This is a genomic window from Stenotrophomonas sp. 112478_Sma (assembly GCF_056479905.1).
Window position 1 is genome coordinate 3,144,533 of the sequence record NZ_CM151072.1, and the last position, 18,247, is coordinate 3,162,779.

Here is an 18,247-nt window from a genome sequence, read left to right on the forward strand (position 1 = left end):
CGTGGCTTACTCGTAACCGAAGGCCTTCAGCGCGGCCTCGTCATCGGACCAGCCTTCACGTACGCGCACCCAGGTTTCCAGGAACACCTTGGCACCGAACAGACGCTCCATCTGCAGGCGCGACTTGGCCCCGATCTCCTTCAGGCGCGCGCCCCCCTTGCCGATCACGATGGCCTTCTGGCCTTCCCGCTCGACCCAGATCACCGCGCCGATGCGCAGAAGATTGCCATCCTCGGTGAAGCGCTCGATCTCCACGGTGGTGGCATAGGGCAGCTCCTCGCCAAGCTGGCGCATCAGCTGCTCACGTACCAGTTCACCGGCAAGGAAACGTTGGCTGCGGTCGGTGATCTCGTCCTCGCCGAACATCGGCGGGGCTTCCGGCAGCAGCTCCAGCACGTCACGCACCAGGGCGTCCAGGCCGTTGCGCTTCTGCGCCGAGATCGGATGCACGGCGGCGAAATCACGGCCGGCGGTCACCTCCTGCAGGAACGGCAGCAGCGCGCCCTTGTCCTTCAGGCGATCGATCTTGTTGACCACCAGCACCACCGGGATGCCGGCATCGCGCAGCACGTTGAAGGCCAGGCTGTCTTCGTCATCCCAGCGCCCGGCCTCGATCACCAGCAGGCCTGCATCCACGCCTTCCAGCGAGCCGCGCGCGGCGCGGTTCATCACCCGGTTCATCGCCCGCTTCTGCACCTTGTGCAGGCCCGGGGTATCGACCAGCACCAGCTGGCCTTCCGGATAGGTGGCGATGCCGAGCAGGCGGTGGCGGGTGGTCTGCGGCCGGTTGGAGACGATGCTGACCTTGGCCCCGACCAGGGCATTGGTCAGGGTCGACTTGCCGACGTTCGGGCGGCCGATGACGGCCACGCTGCCGCAATGATGGGAAGTTTGTTCGCTCACTTGGAATCCAGTTGTTCTAGGACGGCTGCAGCCGCCTGTTGTTCGGCAAGCCGCCGCGAGGCGCCTTCGCCCTCGGTGCTGGCGGCCGGGTCGGCCACGTTGCAGCGTACCCGGAAATGTTTGGCGTGGTCGTCACCGGATTCTGACACCAGTTCGTACTGGGGCAACGCCTTCTGCCGGGCCTGCAGCCATTCCTGCAGGCGGGTCTTGGGATCCTTCTCGGGGCGGCCGGTGGCCGGCAGCGCCTCCATCGAGGCCGTGAACCAGGGCAGCACGGTCTCCCGGCACGCGTCAAAACCGGCGTCCAGGTAGATCGCGGCCACCACCGCCTCCAGTGCATCGGCCAGGATCGAGTCGCGGCGGTGCCCGCCCGACTTCATCTCGCCCGCGCCCAGGATCAGCCGTTCGCCCAGCTGCAGGGTACGGGCGATCACTGCCAGCGCCCCTTCACGCACCAGCTCGGCGCGGGCGCGGGTCAGTGCGCCCTCGTCGGCCTTGGGCCAGCGCTGGTACAGCGCCTCGGCGACCATCATGTTGACGATGCTGTCGCCGAGGAATTCCAGGCGCTCGTTATGCGGCACGCCGGCACTGCGATGGGTCAGCGCCTGCTTGAGCAGCGCCGGGTCGCGGAAGGCATGGCCGATCAGGTCGCCACGTTGGATGAATTTACTGGGCACCGCTTCGGGTCAGGTCCTGGGAAGAATCGAATTTGCCAACCACATCGAGGTTGCCGATCAACGGGCGACGCACTTCGTAGTTGACCTTGAGGGTCCAGCCATTGTCGCGGCGATCGAACTTGACGTTGCCCGGCTTCACGTTGTCCGAGTAGTTGATGTACAGCCGCTTGAAGAACAGATCCTGGATCCGTGCCGGCTCCATGCTGGCCACGCCCGGCTGGCTGGCCAGGCTCTTCATCGCCGAGCGTACCGCGTAATACTCCTGGTACATCGGGAACAGCTTCATGCCGATGTAGATGAAGAAGCCAACCACGACCAGGACCACCAGAAACGAGGTCAGGGTGATGCCGCGCTGCGTGTTCATCGTCTTCATTGCGTTCTCCCCAGATACGCGTTGGATGTGAAAATACTCAGTTGATGCCCGAGCCGATCCGCGACGGCTCGAAACCGTCCTTGCAGAACCAGCCCTGGCAGTTCAGCCAGATCAGGAATGCCTTGCCCCGCAGGTTCTCTTCCGGCAGCAGCCCCCAGAAGCGTCCATCATCGCTGTTGTCACGGTTGTCGCCCATCACCAGGTACTTGCCGGCCGGCACCGTCCACTGGCCCTGGCCACGCGGATAGTCGGTCTCCAGCACGGTATGGGTGCGGCCCGGGAGATGCTCGACCAGCAGGTTGGCGCCCTCGCCCTGGCCCTTGTGGCCGGCGTAGATGCCCTTGTTGTCGTACTTCACCGGCTCGCCGTTCAGCACCAGGCTGTCGCCCTCGAACACCACGGTGTCACCCGGCACGCCGATCACGCGCTTGATGAAGTTCTCGCCCTTGGCCGGGTCGTTGTCGCCGTGGCCCGGGAAGTGGAACACCACCACATCGCCGCGCGCGGGATCACCCACCGGCACGAAGCGGGTATTGGTGATCGGCAGGCGCAGGCCATAGGCAAACTTGTTGACCAGGATGAAATCACCGATCAGCAGGTTCGGCATCATCGAGCTGGACGGGATCTTGTACGGCTCGGCGATGAAGCTGCGCACGACCAGCACGATCGCCAGCACCGGGAAGAATGCACGCGAGTAATCCACCAGCACCGGCTCGGTGTCGAGCAGGCCTGCACGCTGGGCGCGGCGCCTGGCGAAGTACAGCTTGTCCGCAAGCAGGATCAGGCCCGAGGCCAGGGTCAGCACGACCAGGAGGATCTCAAACAGTTTCATTCAGGGTCCTTTGCAACGTCACCGGACGACCGGCCCCGGAGGGCCGGTGCGCGCTTACTTGTTGTCCATCTGCAGCACGGCCAGGAACGCTTCCTGCGGGATTTCCACGCGGCCGACCTGCTTCATGCGCTTCTTGCCTTCCTTCTGCTTTTCCAGAAGCTTCTTCTTGCGCGAAACGTCGCCACCATAGCACTTGGCCAGCACGTTCTTGCGCATGGCCTTGACCGTGGTACGGGCGATGATCTGCGAGCCGACAGCCGCCTGGATCGCCACGTCGAACATCTGCCGCGGGATCAGGTCCTTCATCTTCTCGCACAGCTCGCGGCCGCGGCGGTCGGCATGGCTGCGGTGGACGATCAGCGACAGCGCATCGACCTTGTCGCCATTGATCAGCACGTCCACGCGCACGAACGGGCCGGCATCGAAGCGCACGAAGTGATAGTCCAGCGACGCGTAGCCGCGGCTGACCGACTTCAGCTTGTCGAAGAAGTCCAGCACCACTTCGGCCATCGGCAGCTCGTAGCTGATCTGCACCTGGCTGCCCAGGTAGTTGATGCCGATCTGGCTGCCGCGCTTTTCCTCGCACAGCTTGATGATGTTGCCGATGTACTCCTCGGGGGTGAGTACGTTGGCACGGATGATCGGCTCGCGGATCTCCTGGACCTGGTTCACCGCCGGCAGCTTGGCCGGGTTGTCCATGTTGATGATCGAGCCATCGGTCTTCAGGACCTCGTACACCACCGTCGGCGCGGTGCTGATCAGGTCCAGGTTGTATTCGCGCTCCAGCCGTTCCTGCACGATCTCCATGTGCAGCATGCCGAGGAAGCCGCAGCGGAAACCGAAGCCCATCGCCTCCGAGCTTTCCGGCTCGAAGCGCAGCGCGGCATCGTTCAGGCGCAGCTTGTCCAGCGCCTCGCGCAGGTCCGGATAGTCCTCGGCGTCGACCGGGAACAGGCCGGCGAACACGCGCGGCTGCATTTCCTGGAAGCCCGGCAGCGGCTTCGGTGCCGGATCACCGGCCAGGGTCAGGGTGTCGCCCACCGGCGCACCATGCACGTCCTTGATGCTGGCCGTGACCCAACCCACCTCACCCGCGCGCAGCGCCGGCAACACCTTGCGCTTGGGGGTGAACACGCCGACGTTGTCGACCTGGTGGTTGCGGCCGGTGGACATCACCTGCAGCTTGTCGCCGGCCTTGATCTCGCCCTGCATGACGCGCACCAGCGAGACCACGCCGAGGTAGTTGTCGAACCAGGAGTCGATGATCAGCGCCTGCAGCTTGTCGGTATCGCGCGGCTGCGGCGGCGGAATGCGGTGGACGATGGCCTCCAGCACGTCCTGCACGTTCAGGCCGGTCTTGGCGCTGACCGGCACGGCGTCGCTGGCGTCGATGCCGATCACGGCCTCGATCTCGGCCTTGGCGCGCTCGATGTCGGCCGTAGGCAGGTCGATCTTGTTGATCACCGGCACCACTTCCAGACCCTGCTCCACCGCGGTGTAGCAGTTCGCCACCGACTGCGCTTCCACGCCCTGGGCAGCATCGACCACCAGCAGCGCACCTTCACAGGCGGCCAGCGAGCGGCTGACTTCATACGAGAAATCGACGTGGCCCGGGGTGTCGATGAAGTTCAGATGATAGGTCTGCCCGTCCTTGGCCAGGTACGGCAGCGATACCGACTGCGCCTTGATGGTGATGCCACGCTCGCGCTCGATCGGGTTGGAGTCGAGTACCTGCGCTTCCATCTCGCGGGCCTGCAGGCCACCACAAAGCTGGATGATGCGGTCGGCCAGCGTGGACTTGCCGTGGTCGACGTGGGCGATGATGGAGAAGTTGCGGATGTTCCGCATCGAATCAGATGACATAGGTGGCGGCGGCGCGCGGCGTCGTCAGGGTAACGGTGGATTATCGCACGCCCGGGGCCCGCCCGCGAAAGGCGCCTCGCCGGGCCAGGGCCGGAACGACCGAAGCCCCGCCTGAGCGGGGCTTCGGGGGGCAGCGGCTGCCGGAGCAGCCCCGGTCCTTACTCGCCGGCCTTGACCGCCACGAAGGCGCTGTTGCCGTTGCCGGTGCGGACCAGCAGCATCACCACATCGCCCTTCTTGTAGCTGGACAGCGCGCGGTTCAGCGACTCCACGCCGCTCACCTGGGTGCTGGCCACCTGCAGGATCACCATGCCCGGGGACAGGCCGGCATCCCGGGCGCCCTGCCCCTTGACGCCGGTGATGCGCACGCCCTCGCCCGATTCCAGGCCCAGCTGCTTGCGCTGCGGCGCGGTCAGATCGCTGACGTCCAGGCCCAGCAGGGCATTGGCACCACTCTGCGGAGCGGCATCGGCCCTGGCGGTGGCGGGGCTGCGGGCGCTGGCCTGGTCATCCTCGGCCAGCGCGGTCAGGGTGGCGCTCAGGTCGCGCGGCTTGCCGTCACGGATCACGCCCAGGGTGACCCGGCTGCCCGGGGCCATGGCGCCGATCAGCGGCGGCAGATCGGACCAGCTGTTGACCGGTGCGCCGTTCACGGTGCGGATCACATCCCCCACCTTCACACCGGCGCGGGCGGCCGCCGAATCCGGCACGATCTGGTTGACCAGTGCACCCCGGCTGTCCGGCAGGCCCATGGCCTGCGCCTTCAGGCCGTCGATCTCCTGCACCACCGCGCCCAGCTGGCCGCGGGTGACCCGGCCGGTCTTCTTGATCTGTTCGACCGCGCTCATCGCCAGGTCGATCGGAATCGCGAAGCTGATGCCCATGTAGCCACCGGACGCAGAGAAGATCTGCGAATTGATGCCGACCACTTCGCCCCGGGTGTTCAGCAGCGGGCCGCCGGAGTTGCCCTGGTTGATCGCCACGTCGGTCTGGATGAACGGCACGTAGCGCTGGTCCGGGCCGCCGGTGCTGCGGCCGAGGGCGCTGACCACGCCGGCGGTGACCGAGTGGTCGAGGCCGAACGGCGAGCCGATCGCGACAACCCACTGGCCCGGCTTCAGGCTGTTGGAATCGCCGACACGGACGGTCGGCAGGTTCCTGCCTTCGATCTTCAGCAGGGCGACGTCGTACTGCTGGTCGCTGCCCACCACCTTGGCGGTGAACTCACGGCGATCGCCCAGCTTGACCTTCACCTCGCTGGCGTCGGCAACCACGTGGTAGTTGGTCAGCACGTAGCCGTCGGGCGAAATGATGAAGCCCGACCCCATGCCGCGGCCCTTGATGCTGGGACCGCCGTCGGGGCCGCCCGGCCCCTGCCCCGGCATCGGGAAGTCCGGGCCGAAGAAGCGACGGAAGAACTCCGGCATGTCGTCGTCCCCCATCGGCCCACGCGCCTGGCGGTTGCTGCGGACGATGGTGGTGTCGACGTTGACCACGCCCGGGCCGACCTGCTCGACGAGGTTGGTGAAATCGGGCAGGCCGGTGACCAGCGGCTGCGCCGGAGCGCGCGGCGCGGCAGCGGCCGCGGCCGGCGCGGTCTGGGCAGCCGGGGACGGCGCCTGGGCACAGGCCACCAGCGGCAGGGTCAGGGCCAGCAGGCCGATGGCCTGCGTGCGGAATCGGGGAGTCATCGGACGGCAACCTCCGGATCGGATGGAAGGGAGAAGAAGGGCCCCGCGATCGGCGGGGCGTGGCGGCACCCGGCTCAGTCGCGCGGGCGGGGCGGCGGCGGCAGGTCGTCGTCCTGCAGGCGCGGCTCGAAGGGGTAGAACGTGGCGCTGTCGGCATGCGCCGGGAAGCTGGCGTTGAGCGCGCCCCCCGCGGCCGGAGCCAGGCTGGAGCGCGGCCACGGCCGGGCCTGCAGGCCGGCCACCTCGCCGAACGGCAGGTTGCGGCTGGCACCGGCCGGCACGGTCGGCACCAAGGGCGTCTGGGCGGCGGCCACAGCCCGCTGCGCCCCGTCGTCACGCTGTGCCACCCGCGCAGCCTGCTGGCCGCGGGTGGCACTGGCGCTGACGCGGCGTGCGTCCTGGCGACGGCTGGCGGCCAATGCGGCCGCCGGAACACTGGCCACCGCCACCACCGCCGGATCGACCGAGGCTTCGGTCACCGTCGCGGGCGATACCGGTGCCGGCGGCAGCTCGGCCTGGCTGGCGACCACCTGGGGTGCCAGCGGCTCTCCGGGAGGGGTCTCCTTCAGCTTCTCGCCGCCGATCAACAGGGCCACCGCAGCGACCGAGGCAGCCAATGCGGCACCGCCCCCCCAGGTACGCCAGCCACTGCGGCGCACCTGCCGGTCCTGAGGCCCGGACCGGGGCGTGGGTTCGGCGGCGATGGCAGAGGCAACCGCGGCGCTGAAGCCGGCGGGCGCAAGCACCGACGCCTGCCCGCGCATCACGTCGCCCAGCAGCTGCCAGCGCTCCTGGCAGCCGGCCAGTTCCGGGTCATGCTCGATGCGGCGCAGCAGGAAGCGGGCCTCGTCGGCCCCCAGCTCGCCATCGACCAGGGCCGACAGCTGTTCCCGATGGCGCTGGTCAAGCCGCAGCCCGGCCGGCGATTGATGATTCTGCGATTCGTTGAATGGATGACTGGTCATACGCGGCTCTTCTCGCGGGTGGCGCTGCCGATGTCCAGCAGCGGCCGGAGTTCGGTGTCGATCGCCTCGCGCGCCCGGAAGATCCGAGAGCGCACGGTGCCGATCGGGCACCCCATCTTCTGCGCGATTTCCTCGTAGCTCAGGCCTTCCACCTCGCGCAGGGTGATCGCCGACCGGAGTTCTTCCGGCAGCGCGTTGACGGCCTTCATCACTGTCTGTTCCAGCTCCTGGCGCATCAACTCGCGTTCGGGCGTGTCGGTGTCGCGCAGGCGCGTGCCGCTGTCGAACTGTTCGGCATCGCCGATGTCGATGTCATCGGTCGGCGGACGTCGATTGTGTGAAGCCAGGTAGTTTTTGGCGGTGTTCACGGCGATCCGATGCAACCAGGTTGAGAACTGGGCATCGCCACGGAAGCTTCCGATCGCGCGGTAGGCGCGTATGAAAGTGTCCTGGGCGACGTCCTGACATTCACTCCAGTCGGCGATGTAGCGACCGACCAGGGCCACGACCCGATGCTGATACTTGCGCACCAGTACATCGAAAGCCGCGCTCTCGCCGCGCTGCACGCGCCGGACCAGTTCCAGATCCAGCTCCTGTGGTGTTTCAACCTCGGCCATGGGGGGCCGCACTCCTGTCAGCCCAACCGACGTCGGGCAATGAGACTGCCAATCCCGGGAAAAGTTCAGTCGCCGATCACCCGGCGCCGCACCAGCTTTTAACCACTGTTCCGTTAGCGTTCTGTTCCACGGCCATGGATCCGGAACCGCCACTCCCCTGCTATAGGGATTTGACGCGGGGGAAACAACCTCTGGATCATAGCCGCTTCTCCATACACAACCGGATGGAACGTCCATGCTCTCAGGCTTCGATGGTCTCCGCTTCAGCCACTGGCACCCCGAGATCCGCGACGACGGCGTGGTGGTCCTGTCCCTGGATCGTCAGGACAGCAGTGTCAACGCGATGTCGCAGGACGTGCTGCTGGAGCTGGGCGATCTGCTCGAACGCATCGCGCTGGATCCGCCGAAGGGCGTGGTGATCCAGTCCCTGAAGAAGGCCGGCTTCATCGCCGGCGCCGATCTGAAGGAATTCCAGGAGTTCGACCGGCGCGGCACCGTCAACGATGCCATCCGTCGCGGCCAATCCACCTACCAGAAGCTGGCAGAGCTGCCCTGCCCGACCGTTGCAGCCATCCATGGCCACTGCCTGGGTGGCGGCACCGAGCTGGCCCTGGCCTGCCGTTACCGCGTGGCCTCCAACGACAGCAGCACCCGCATCGGGCTGCCGGAAACCCAGTTGGGCATCTTCCCCGGCTGGGGTGGCAGCGCGCGCCTGCCGCAGCTGGTCGGCGCCCCGGCGGCGATGGACATGATGCTGACCGGCCGCACCCTCTCGGCCTCGGCCGCGCGTGGCATCGGTCTGGTCGACAAGGTGGTGGCACCGGCGGTGGTGCTCGACACCGCCGTGGCACTGGCGCTGGCCGGCACCACGCGGCCGTTCAAGCAGCGTGCGCTGGCATGGGCCAGCAACACCTGGCTGGCGCGCAAGGTACTGGCACCGCAGATGATCAAGCAGGTCGCGCGCAAGGCGAAGAAGGACCAGTACCCGGCGCCCTATGCACTGATCAGCACCTGGCAGCGCAGCGCCGGCAAGCCGGTGCAGGCCCGCCTGGATGCCGAACGCCGCGCGGTGGTCAAACTGGCCAGCACGCCGACCGCGCGCAATCTGATCCGCATCTTCTTCCTGACCGAGCGCCTGAAGGGTCTGGGCGGCGGCGATTCCGGCATTCGCCACGTGCACGTGGTCGGCGCCGGCGTGATGGGCGGTGACATCGCCGCGTGGGCGGCCTACAAGGGCTTCGAGGTCACCCTGCAGGATCGCGAGCAGCGCTTCATCGATCCGGCGATGGAACGCGCGCAGGCACTGTTCGCCAGGAAGGTGAAGGACGAGAGCAAGCGTCCAGCGGTGGCGGCGCGGCTGCGGGCGGACCTGGAGGGCAAAGGCGTGGCCGACGCCGATCTGGTGATCGAGGCGATCATCGAGAACCCGGAGGCCAAGCGCGCGCTGTACCAGACGCTGGAGCCGGGCATGAAGGCCGATGCGCTGCTGACCACCAATACCTCGTCGATTCCGCTGGTGGAACTGCGCGACCACATCCAGCGCCCGGCGCAGTTCGCCGGCCTGCACTACTTCAATCCGGTGGCACAGATGCCGCTGGTGGAAATCATCCATCACGACGGCATGGCGCCGGAGACCGAGCGCCGTCTGGCAGCGTTCTGCAAGGCGCTGGGCAAGTTCCCGGTACCGGTGGCGGGCAGCCCGGGCTTCCTGGTCAACCGCGTGCTGTTCCCGTACATGCTGGAGGCGGCCACCGCCTATGCCGAAGGTATCCCGGGCCCGGTGATCGACAAGGCAGCGGTGAAGTTCGGCATGCCGATGGGCCCCATCGAGTTGATCGACACGGTCGGCCTGGATGTCGCCGCCGGCGTGGGCCGCGAGCTGGCGCCGTTCCTCGGCCTGCAGATTCCGGCGGCACTGCAGACGGTGGAAGCCGACAAGCGCGGCAAGAAGGATGGCCAGGGCATCTACACCTGGGAGAACGGCAAGCCGAAGAAGCCGGATGTCGCCAGCGACTACCAGGCCCCTGCGGACCTGGAAGATCGCCTGATCCTGCCGCTGCTCAACGAGGCCGTGGCCTGCCTGCACGAAGGCGTGGTGGCCGATGCGGACCTGCTGGATGCGGGTGTGATTTTCGGCACCGGATTCGCGCCGTTCCGCGGGGGTCCGATCCAGCACATCCGCGCGGTGGGTGCCGATGTGATCGTCGAGCGCCTGAAGGCGCTGCAGCAGCGTCACGGTGACCGCTTTGCCCCGCGCCCGGGCTGGGACAACCCTGCCCTGCGCGAACCGGTGGTGTGATGTGATCGGCCGGGCCTGCGGCCCGGCACCCGCAGAGGCAACGTCAAGTTCCACAGCAGAAGCCAGAGCCAAAGCGGCTCTGGCTTTTCTGTTTGTCGGGCGGGGCGGTGTCGGGTTGCGGGGACGCCGTAAACCCGTCCCTGGGGGCTTGGCCGCGGCATCCATGCCGCGGACACCCCGCAACCCGACACCGCCCCACCCCCGACAGTTTCCCGGTGACGGTGGTGAATCTCGATTCCGGTGTGGATCACTACGAACTGGTGGGTGTCGACCTTGGTCGCCACCAGGAGCGAAGCGACCGGCGTTTGATGTTGATTTTCTTTTTTCTTCTCCGTGGCTGGACGCACACGGAAACTGTCAGGGGCCGGGCGGGGTGGGTTCGCGGGGGTGTCCGCGGCATGGATGCCGCGGCCAAGCCCCCAAGGACGGGTTCACGGCGCCCCCCGCGAACCCACCCCGCCCGGCCAAGCGCGGCTGTTGCTTTACTCGGCCAAGCAGCCAGCCACGAGGGGCTGCGCCGTTGGCTGGAACACCCTGTTACCCGCATGGGGCATGTGCCCGTCACGGCCGCATGCCATGCTGGCACTCTTGATCCCTGCCAGCGAGACGCCCGCATGACCACCATCATCGCCCCGCGCGTACACGACATCGGCGGCCTGGAAGTCCGCCGCGCCGTCCCCACCCTGCAGGCCCGCAGCATCGGTTCGTTCGTATTCGTCGACCAGATGGGCCCGGCCGTCCTTACCGCAGGTACCGGCATCGACGTGCGTCCCCATCCGCATATCGGCCTGGCCACCGTCACCTTCCTCTGGTCCGGCGCCATCGGCCACCGCGACACGCTCGGCTCGGACCAGGTGATCCGTCCCGGCGACGTCAACTGGATGACCGCCGGCCGCGGCATCGCGCACTCCGAACGCACGCCCCCGCCGGAGCGCGGTCACGACCATCCGATCCACGGGATGCAGACCTGGGTGGCATTGCCGAAGTCGCACGAGGAAGTGGAGCCGGCGTTCTATCACCACGCCGCCGCGACCCTCCCGGAGCAGCGCCGCAACGGTGCCTGGCTGCGCGTGATCGCAGGCCGCGCCTATGGCGAGGAGTCGCCGGTGAAGGTCTTCGCCGACACGCTCAATGTAGCCATCGACCTCGATCCCGACGCGGAGATCGACATCGATGACGGCCACCGCGAGCGGGCGCTGTACATCCTCGAAGGCCAGGCGCAGCTGGATGGCGTGGACATCCCGGCGCAGCACCTGGTGATTCCCGAGGCCGGCGCGCGCGGCCGGCTGCGCGCGAAGACCCCGCTCAAGGCCATGCTGTTCGGCGGCGAACCGCTGGATGGCCCGCGTCACCTGTGGTGGAACTTCGTTTCCAGCTCCAAGGAGCGCATCGAACAGGCGAAACAGGACTGGGAAGCCGGCCGGTTCGGCAGCATTCCCGGCGACGACAAGGAGTTCATCCCGCTGCCGCAGTACTGAGCATCGCGCGCTGCACACACCCTGAGGTGTATCCCTGCACCGGCCTTTGACGCTATCGTCACTCGCCGGTCACTGAAATGTGACCTGTTTCACATTTTAGTTCATCAAAGGAGTGCAGTTCATGAGCATGGGTAAACGCTTGGCCGCCGAGTTCCTCGGCACTTTCTGGCTGGTTCTGGGTGGCTGTGGCAGTGCGGTACTGGCTGCCAAGTTCGGCGGCGACGGCAATCCGCTGGGCATCGGCTTCCTGGGCGTGGCACTCGCGTTCGGCTTGACCGTGGTCACCGGCGCCTACGCGTTCGGTCACGTGTCCGGCGCGCACTTCAATCCGGCAGTCAGCGTGGGCCTGTGGGCCGGCGGCCGCTTCCCGGCCCGCGACCTGGTGCCGTACATCATCGCCCAGGTCGCGGGCGGCCTGCTGGCCGGCTTCATCCTGCTGCAGATCGCTTCCGGCGCCAGCGGCTTCGCCATCGACGGCAGCCAGGCCGGGGCCTTCGCCAGCAACGGCTACGGTGCGCTGTCGCCCGGCGGGTACAGCGTGGCGGCCGCCTTCCTGTGCGAAGTGGTGCTGACTGCGGTATTTCTGGTCGTGATCATGGGCGCCACCCATGGCAAGGCACCGGCAGGGTTCGCTCCGCTGGCGATCGGTCTGGCATTGACCCTGATCCATCTGATCAGCATCCCGGTCACCAACACGTCGGTGAACCCGGCTCGGTCCACCGCGGTGGCGTTCTTCGCCGGCAGCGGCGCGGTCGGCCAGCTCTGGCTGTTCTGGGTCGCCCCCCTGCTGGGCGGCATGATCGGCGGCATCATCTACAAGTGGGTCGGTAACGACCGTTGAGTGCTGCCCGGACCATTGCGGCCGACAGTCGGCCGCAATGGTTACGGTTGCAACCGCAATTTGTGCGGGCACTCACGTTCCGTTAAGGTCTGTTTGACCGCCCGTGCACATGCCGGGCGGGGATGGCATCCGGGGATGGGATGCCACGGCCGCCAGCACCATGGCGGCGTCACACGACACGCCACCTTGGGGGATGCATGAAGTTCGCGCCTGTTGTCCTGTCGAGCCTGTTGTTTGCTGCGGCCCAGGCCGCCGCGCAGGCACCCGCCGAATGTCCTTCGCTGCCGGCGAGCAGCGGCCTGAAATGGCAGCAGCAGGTGCAGTCGGACTTCCTGCTCTGCCGCGCCAGCACCGAGGATGGACGGGAAGTACTGAGCCTGATGCTGAGCGCACGCGATCCGGCGATTCCGCTCAGCCGCTCGCTGCGCCAGGAAAAAGGCAGTTTCGCCGGCGAGTCACTGTACTGGTACCAGCCCGATCTGGGTGGACAGCAGCCGCCGGGATACGCCGAACGACGCATCAGCGTGATCAAGCTGGACAAGGGCCGCTATGCGCAGATTGCCCTGTACCCGGGCAGCACGCAGGAACTGGGGTCGCTGCAGCAGCTGGCGCAGGGCATGAGCCTGACGCCTTCAGCCGTGGCCGCCGGACGTTGAAGGTGACGGGGATGACTGCCTGGCAGCATCCCCGCCGGATCCGACGCGTTGGCGGCAACACCGGGCATGGCCTGATGGATGTCCTTTACGCGTGCTGTGCCGGAGAGCCGCCGGGCATGGCCCGGCGCTACCGACATCTTCCGCCGGGCATGGCCCGGCGCTACCGGCTTCCTCCTGGGGGGCGGCGTCGGCCCTCAGAACCTGCCTTCCTGGAAATCGACGAAGGCCTGCATCAGTTCCTGGCGCGTGTTCATCACGAACGGGCCATGCCGCATCACCGGCTCCCGCAGTGGCCGGCCGGCCACCAGAATCAGCCGCGCCCCTTCGCTGCCAGCCGAAACGTGCAGCTGTTCACCGCCACCGAGCACCGCCAGTTCCTGGCGCGCCACATCACGTGCGGCATCCTGCTCGCCGACCGTGATCGCGCCCTCGAAGACATAGGCAAACGCGTTGTGGCCTTCCGGAAGCGTGTAGGTCCAGGCACGATCGGCCTCGAGGCGGACGTCCAGATACAACGGATCGGTGGCCGGCTGCACGATCGGGCCGGTGGTGCCATCGACAGTACCGGCGATCACCTTCACCTCCACACCCGGCTCCGGCTGCACCACCGGGATGCGTTCCGGCGCGAACTCCTGGTACTTCGGGTCCGTCATCTTCTCGCGCGCGGGCAGGTTCACCCACAGCTGGAAACCGCGCATCTGCCCGCTTTCCTGTTCCGGCATCTCCGAATGCACCAGGCCCCGGCCTGCAGTCATCCACTGCACGCTGCCCGGGGTCAGCAGGCCCTCGTTGCCGTGGTTGTCGCGGTGGCGCATGCGTCCGTCCAGCATGTAGGTGACCGTCTCGAAACCGCGGTGCGGATGCTCCGGGAAACCGGCGATGTAGTCTTCGGCGCGGTCCGTACCGAATTCATCCAGCAGCAGGAACGGATCCAGATCCGGCAGCGTCGGGCCGCCGATGACACGGGTCAGGCGCACGCCGGCGCCGTCGGACGTGGGCATGCCACGGATGGTGCGCAGGACGCGGACCGGTTCGGGAAGGCTCATGGCGACTCCTGTTGGATGGATGCCACTGAAGATGGACGCCGCGGCGCCGTCCGCCAATGGATGACGCCGCAACCGATTGTTCCATCCCTGGTGTTCGCCGGGCGTCATGCCGGCGGTTCCGCGACACGGATGTCTGCCCGCAGCCCATGCCGCACACGCGGTCACCACCTTCGTACGACCAAAGTACTACCGCCGATGGGCCCCGCACGCATTGACCCTGAAAAGGGCACGCGGGACTCTTTGAATGTCTTTCCGGGAGAGAGCACCTCATGAAAGGGTTTGCCAAACTGGGTTGGGCGGCACTCGCCCTGCTCGGCGCGTTCTGTCTGGGCACCGTGGCCTTGCGCCGCGGCGAACATATCAACGCGCTGTGGATCGTCGTCGCCGCTGTTTCGATCTACCTGATCGCCTATCGCTTCTACAGCCTGTTCATCGCCAACAAGGTGATGCAGGTGGATCCGACCCGGGCTACGCCGGCGGTGATCAACAACGATGGCCTGGACTACGTGCCGACCAACAAGCACGTGCTGTTCGGCCACCACTTCGCGGCCATCGCCGGCGCCGGTCCACTGGTGGGCCCGGTGCTCGCGGCGCAGATGGGCTACCTGCCCGGACTGCTGTGGCTGGTGGTGGGCGTGGTGCTGGCCGGTGCGGTACAGGACTTCATGGTCCTGTTCCTGTCCAGCCGGCGCAACGGCCGCTCACTGGGCGATCTGGTCCGCGAGGAAATGGGACAGGTGCCCGGCACCATCGCGCTGTTCGGCGCGTTCCTGATCATGATCATCATCCTGGCGGTGCTGGCGATGGTGGTGGTCAAGGCGCTGGCGGAAAGCCCGTGGGGCATGTTCACGGTGATAGCCACGATGCCCATCGCGATCCTGATGGGCATCTACATGCGCTACATCCGACCGGGCAAGATCGGCGAGATCTCGGTGGTGGGCCTGGTGCTGCTGCTGGCCGCGATCTGGTACGGCGGCAAGGTTGCTGCAGATCCGGTGTGGGGCCCGGCCTTCACCTTCACCGGCACGCAGATCACCTGGATGCTGATCGGCTACGGCTTCGTCGCTTCGGTGCTGCCCGTGTGGCTGTTGCTGGCACCGCGCGACTACCTGTCGACCTTCCTCAAGATCGGCACCATCGTCGCTCTGGCCATCGGCATCCTGATCGTGATGCCCGAGCTGAAAATGCCCGCACTGACCCAGTTCGCCGCCAGTGGCGATGGCCCGGTGTGGAAGGGCGGCATGTTCCCATTCCTGTTCATCACCATTGCCTGCGGCGCGGTATCCGGTTTCCACGCGCTGATTTCCTCGGGCACCACGCCGAAGCTGCTGGCCAATGAATCGCACATGCGCTACATCGGCTATGGCGGCATGCTGATGGAATCGTTCGTGGCGGTGATGGCGCTGGTGGCTGCGTCGATCATCGATCCGGGCATCTACTTCGCGATGAACAGCCCGGCGGCGGTGATCGGTGCCGATGCGGCGTCTGCCGCGCACTACATCACCAACACCTGGGGCTTCACCATCACGCCGGAACAGCTGACCGCCACGGCCGCCGCGATCGGCGAGCCGACGATCCTGCACCGCGCCGGTGGTGCGCCGACGCTGGCGGTGGGCATCGCAATGATCCTGCATGAAGCCATTCCCAGCGGCAGCGACGCGATGATGGCGTTCTGGTACCACTTCGCCATCCTGTTCGAAGCGTTGTTCATCCTGACCGCCGTGGATGCGGGCACCCGCGCAGGCCGCTTCATGCTGCAGGATCTGCTGGGCAACTTCATTCCGGCGCTGAAGAAGACCGAGTCGTGGACGGCCAACATCATCGGCACGGCCGGCTGCGTGGCGCTGTGGGGCTACTTGCTCTACACCGGCGTGGTCGATCCGTTCGGCGGCATCCAGACCCTGTGGCCGCTGTTCGGCATCTCCAACCAGATGCTGGCCGGTATCGCGCTGATGCTGGGGACGGTGGTGCTGTTCAAGATGAAGCGTGACCGCTACGCGTGGGTGACCGCGGTACCGGCCACCTGGCTGCTGATCTGCACCACCTACGCCGGCTTCATCAAGATCTTCGACAGCAACCCGGCGCAGGGCTTCCTGGCGCAGGCGCACAAGTTCCAGGCCGCCATCGCCAGCGATACGATCACCGCACCGGCCAAGTCGGTGGCGCAGATGCAGCAGATCGTGGTCAATGCCTACGTCAACACCGGCCTGACCGCGCTGTTCCTGCTGGTGGTGGGGGCGGTGCTGACCTATTCGATCCGCACGATCCTGGCCGCACGCCGCAATCCGCAGCGCAGCGACCGCGAGACCCCGTACGTGGCGCTGAAGCCACATGAAATGGTGGATCTGTAATGAGCACGCAACTGGTTCCCGTAGGCCAGTACCAGGCGCACCGCCGCGTGTGGCGACGCCTGGTGCAGACGGCACGCCTGTGCTGTGGCATTCCTGATTACGACAACTACGTCCGGCACATGCTGGAGAAGCATCCGGACCAGGAGCCGATGGACTACAAGACGTTCTTCCGTGAACGTCAGGAAGCGCGGTACGGCGGACGCAACGGCGGACGCTGCTGCTGAAAGGCATGACGCGGGCGCCGGGCATGAAACCCGGCGCCCGTTGCAGGGAGACGCAGAGCGCGACCCGCGCTCAGCCGTTGGCCATCCACTTCAGGATCAGGCCGGTGACATAGGCCAGCCCGGTGCCGGTGGCATAGCCCACCGTGCCGAGCAGCACGCCGACCGGTGCCAGTGTCGGATGGAAGGCCGCAGCCACCACCGGCGCCGATGCCGCCGCACCGATGTTGCCCTGCGAACCGATGGCGAAGAAGAACAGCGGTGCACGGACCAGCTTGGCCACGGCCCACAGCACCAGCACGTGGGTCGCCATCCAGATCGCGCCGAGCAGGAACAGCCACGGCCGATCCAGCAGCGACAGCAGGTTCATCTGCATGCCGATGCAGGCGATCAGGAAGTACAGGAACACCGTGCCCAGGCGCGAGGCACCCGCCGCTTCCAGACGACGTGCACGGGTGAAGCTCAGGCCCAGGCCCATCGCGGTGGACAGCAGGATCACCCAGACGAACTGGCTGTCCAGGCTGAACTGGCTGGCCCAGCTGACGTTGGCCTTGAACCAGCCCGACAGCGGCGCGGCGATCGCGTGCGCCAGGCCGACACCGCCCAGGGCAACGCCGACGATCACCATCAGGTCGGTCATGCTGGGAATACGTGCGTTCTGCGCTTCATAGGCGCTGATGCGCGCCTTCATCTCGTCGATGGCACGGGTGTCGGCACCGTTGCGCGTGTCGATCTGCTGCGCGCGGTTGGCCAGGAACAGCAGGATCGCCATCCACAGGCTGGCGCAGGCCACATCGACCACGGCGAACTGCCCGAAGGTCGTGGCATCGGTACCGAAGATCTCGCGCATGGCGACCATGTTGGCGCCACCGCCGATCCAGCTGCCGGCCAGCGCCGCCATGCCAGCCCAGGTGTCACCGGCCACGGTTTCCGGGTGGATCAGCTTCATCACCTGGAACGAGACGATGGCTCCCAGCATGATGCCGGCGGTACCGGCACAGAACACCAGCAGCAGCTTGGGGCCCAGCTTGGTGATGCCCTTGAGGTCGATCGACAGGGTCAGCAGCACCAGCGCCGCCGGCAGCAGCACATCGCGCGCCACCGGGTTGTACAGCGAGGTGTTGTGGCCATCGATCAGGCCGGTGGTGTTGTAGATGGCAGGAACGAAGTAACACAGCAGCAGGGCCGGCACCCAGGCGAAGATCTTCTTCAGCAGCGGGGTGGGACCACTGGCGGCCCAGAAGATCAGGGCCAGGGTGGAGGCAATCAGGCCCAGGCCAACGATGTCGTTGCTGATCAGGGCAGTAGCGGGTTCGGTCGGCATGGGATCCTCTGTCGATCGAAAGAGCGGAAAAAAAAGCGCCGCATAAGGCGGCGCGGGTCGAGATTAACACCCTCTTCACGGCGGGTCATGCTGCAGTGCCGGCCTCGCCT

General features: G+C 66.8%; 16 protein-coding genes. 6 read left to right on the plus strand and 10 right to left on the minus strand.

Annotated features, from left to right (window positions below):
• Positions 1-6: 6 nt before the first annotated feature.
• From era to rpoE, 8 genes are all read right to left on the minus strand, one after another.
• Positions 7-903 carry a GTPase Era gene (gene era / locus ACZK08_RS14450; protein ID WP_053520234.1) on the minus strand — a complete coding sequence of 299 codons (897 nt, stop codon included), beginning with the start codon at positions 901-903 and terminating at the stop codon, positions 7-9.
• Complete coding sequence (gene rnc, locus ACZK08_RS14455) at positions 900-1,580, minus strand: ribonuclease III (protein WP_053520235.1); 681 nt, start codon at positions 1,578-1,580, stop codon at positions 900-902. Before rnc ends, era begins: the two co-directional genes overlap by 4 nt.
• Entirely contained in the window at positions 1,570-1,953 is a 384-nt protein-coding gene (locus ACZK08_RS14460) for a DUF4845 domain-containing protein (RefSeq protein ID WP_053520236.1), read from the minus strand. Before ACZK08_RS14460 ends, rnc begins: the two co-directional genes overlap by 11 nt.
• Positions 1,954-1,990: 37 nt before the next feature.
• Positions 1,991-2,785 (minus strand): signal peptidase I, encoded by a 795-nt coding sequence (gene lepB, locus ACZK08_RS14465; protein ID WP_053520237.1) that lies wholly within the window; start codon positions 2,783-2,785, stop codon positions 1,991-1,993.
• Positions 2,786-2,839: 54 nt separating this feature from the next.
• Positions 2,840-4,633 (minus strand): translation elongation factor 4, encoded by a 1,794-nt coding sequence (gene lepA, locus ACZK08_RS14470; RefSeq protein ID WP_065174904.1) that lies wholly within the window; start codon positions 4,631-4,633, stop codon positions 2,840-2,842.
• A 173-nt stretch (positions 4,634-4,806) separates the two neighbouring features.
• A complete protein-coding gene (locus ACZK08_RS14475; protein WP_065181807.1) occupies positions 4,807-6,339 on the minus strand; it encodes a DegQ family serine endoprotease in 1,533 nt (510 codons plus the stop codon).
• Between the two features lie 74 nt (positions 6,340-6,413).
• On the minus strand, positions 6,414-7,304 hold the full coding sequence (locus ACZK08_RS14480) for a sigma-E factor negative regulatory protein (protein ID WP_065181806.1): 891 nt from the start codon (positions 7,302-7,304) through the stop codon (positions 6,414-6,416).
• Positions 7,301-7,921, minus strand: coding sequence for an RNA polymerase sigma factor RpoE (gene rpoE / locus ACZK08_RS14485; RefSeq protein WP_065174837.1), 621 nt, complete (start codon positions 7,919-7,921; stop codon positions 7,301-7,303). The genes ACZK08_RS14480 and rpoE overlap by 4 nt, the downstream gene beginning before the upstream one ends.
• Positions 7,922-8,156: 235 nt before the next feature.
• Here rpoE and ACZK08_RS14490 point away from each other — a divergent pair, with 235 nt between their 5' ends.
• From ACZK08_RS14490 to ACZK08_RS14505, 4 genes are all read left to right on the plus strand, one after another.
• Positions 8,157-10,220 (plus strand): 3-hydroxyacyl-CoA dehydrogenase NAD-binding domain-containing protein, encoded by a 2,064-nt coding sequence (locus ACZK08_RS14490; RefSeq protein ID WP_065181805.1) that lies wholly within the window; start codon positions 8,157-8,159, stop codon positions 10,218-10,220.
• A 614-nt stretch (positions 10,221-10,834) separates the two neighbouring features.
• Positions 10,835-11,698 carry a pirin family protein gene (locus tag ACZK08_RS14495; RefSeq protein ID WP_053518997.1) on the plus strand — a complete coding sequence of 288 codons (864 nt, stop codon included), beginning with the start codon at positions 10,835-10,837 and terminating at the stop codon, positions 11,696-11,698.
• Between the two features lie 121 nt (positions 11,699-11,819).
• Positions 11,820-12,539 carry an aquaporin Z gene (gene aqpZ, locus ACZK08_RS14500; protein WP_080375317.1) on the plus strand — a complete coding sequence of 240 codons (720 nt, stop codon included), beginning with the start codon at positions 11,820-11,822 and terminating at the stop codon, positions 12,537-12,539.
• Between the two features lie 197 nt (positions 12,540-12,736).
• Positions 12,737-13,195 carry a hypothetical protein gene (locus tag ACZK08_RS14505; protein WP_053518999.1) on the plus strand — a complete coding sequence of 153 codons (459 nt, stop codon included), beginning with the start codon at positions 12,737-12,739 and terminating at the stop codon, positions 13,193-13,195.
• A 194-nt stretch (positions 13,196-13,389) separates the two neighbouring features.
• On the opposite strand, the gene ACZK08_RS14510 is transcribed toward ACZK08_RS14505, so the two are convergent.
• Positions 13,390-14,241, minus strand: coding sequence for a pirin family protein (locus tag ACZK08_RS14510; protein WP_065182659.1), 852 nt, complete (start codon positions 14,239-14,241; stop codon positions 13,390-13,392).
• 269 nt (positions 14,242-14,510) lie between these two features.
• Between ACZK08_RS14510 and ACZK08_RS14515 the strand changes: the two genes are divergently transcribed.
• A complete protein-coding gene (locus tag ACZK08_RS14515) occupies positions 14,511-16,592 on the plus strand; it encodes a carbon starvation CstA family protein (protein WP_053519002.1) in 2,082 nt (693 codons plus the stop codon).
• Positions 16,592-16,816, plus strand: coding sequence for a YbdD/YjiX family protein (locus ACZK08_RS14520; protein WP_053519004.1), 225 nt, complete (start codon positions 16,592-16,594; stop codon positions 16,814-16,816). Before ACZK08_RS14515 ends, ACZK08_RS14520 begins: the two co-directional genes overlap by 1 nt.
• A gap of 70 nt (positions 16,817-16,886) precedes the next feature.
• On the opposite strand, the gene ACZK08_RS14525 is transcribed toward ACZK08_RS14520, so the two are convergent.
• Positions 16,887-18,137 carry a DUF819 family protein gene (locus ACZK08_RS14525; protein WP_065182658.1) on the minus strand — a complete coding sequence of 417 codons (1,251 nt, stop codon included), beginning with the start codon at positions 18,135-18,137 and terminating at the stop codon, positions 16,887-16,889.
• Between the last annotated feature and the right edge of the window lie 110 nt (positions 18,138-18,247).

Coding starts and splice junctions, on each gene's coding strand:
- ACZK08_RS14525 (WP_065182658.1), bottom strand. CDS start 18,137: ATGCCGACCGAACCCGCTACTGCCCTGATCAGCAACGACATCGTTGGC.
- aqpZ (WP_080375317.1), top strand. CDS start 11,820: ATGAGCATGGGTAAACGCTTGGCCGCCGAGTTCCTCGGCACTTTCTGG.
- lepA (WP_065174904.1), bottom strand. CDS start 4,633: ATGCGGAACATCCGCAACTTCTCCATCATCGCCCACGTCGACCACGGC.
- lepB (WP_053520237.1), bottom strand. CDS start 2,785: ATGAAACTGTTTGAGATCCTCCTGGTCGTGCTGACCCTGGCCTCGGGC.
- ACZK08_RS14460 (WP_053520236.1), bottom strand. CDS start 1,953: ATGAAGACGATGAACACGCAGCGCGGCATCACCCTGACCTCGTTTCTG.
- ACZK08_RS14490 (WP_065181805.1), top strand. CDS start 8,157: ATGCTCTCAGGCTTCGATGGTCTCCGCTTCAGCCACTGGCACCCCGAG.
- ACZK08_RS14510 (WP_065182659.1), bottom strand. CDS start 14,241: ATGAGCCTTCCCGAACCGGTCCGCGTCCTGCGCACCATCCGTGGCATG.
- ACZK08_RS14505 (WP_053518999.1), top strand. CDS start 12,737: ATGAAGTTCGCGCCTGTTGTCCTGTCGAGCCTGTTGTTTGCTGCGGCC.
- ACZK08_RS14475 (WP_065181807.1), bottom strand. CDS start 6,339: ATGACTCCCCGATTCCGCACGCAGGCCATCGGCCTGCTGGCCCTGACC.
- ACZK08_RS14480 (WP_065181806.1), bottom strand. CDS start 7,304: ATGACCAGTCATCCATTCAACGAATCGCAGAATCATCAATCGCCGGCC.
- ACZK08_RS14520 (WP_053519004.1), top strand. CDS start 16,592: ATGAGCACGCAACTGGTTCCCGTAGGCCAGTACCAGGCGCACCGCCGC.
- rpoE (WP_065174837.1), bottom strand. CDS start 7,921: ATGGCCGAGGTTGAAACACCACAGGAGCTGGATCTGGAACTGGTCCGG.
- ACZK08_RS14515 (WP_053519002.1), top strand. CDS start 14,511: ATGAAAGGGTTTGCCAAACTGGGTTGGGCGGCACTCGCCCTGCTCGGC.
- ACZK08_RS14495 (WP_053518997.1), top strand. CDS start 10,835: ATGACCACCATCATCGCCCCGCGCGTACACGACATCGGCGGCCTGGAA.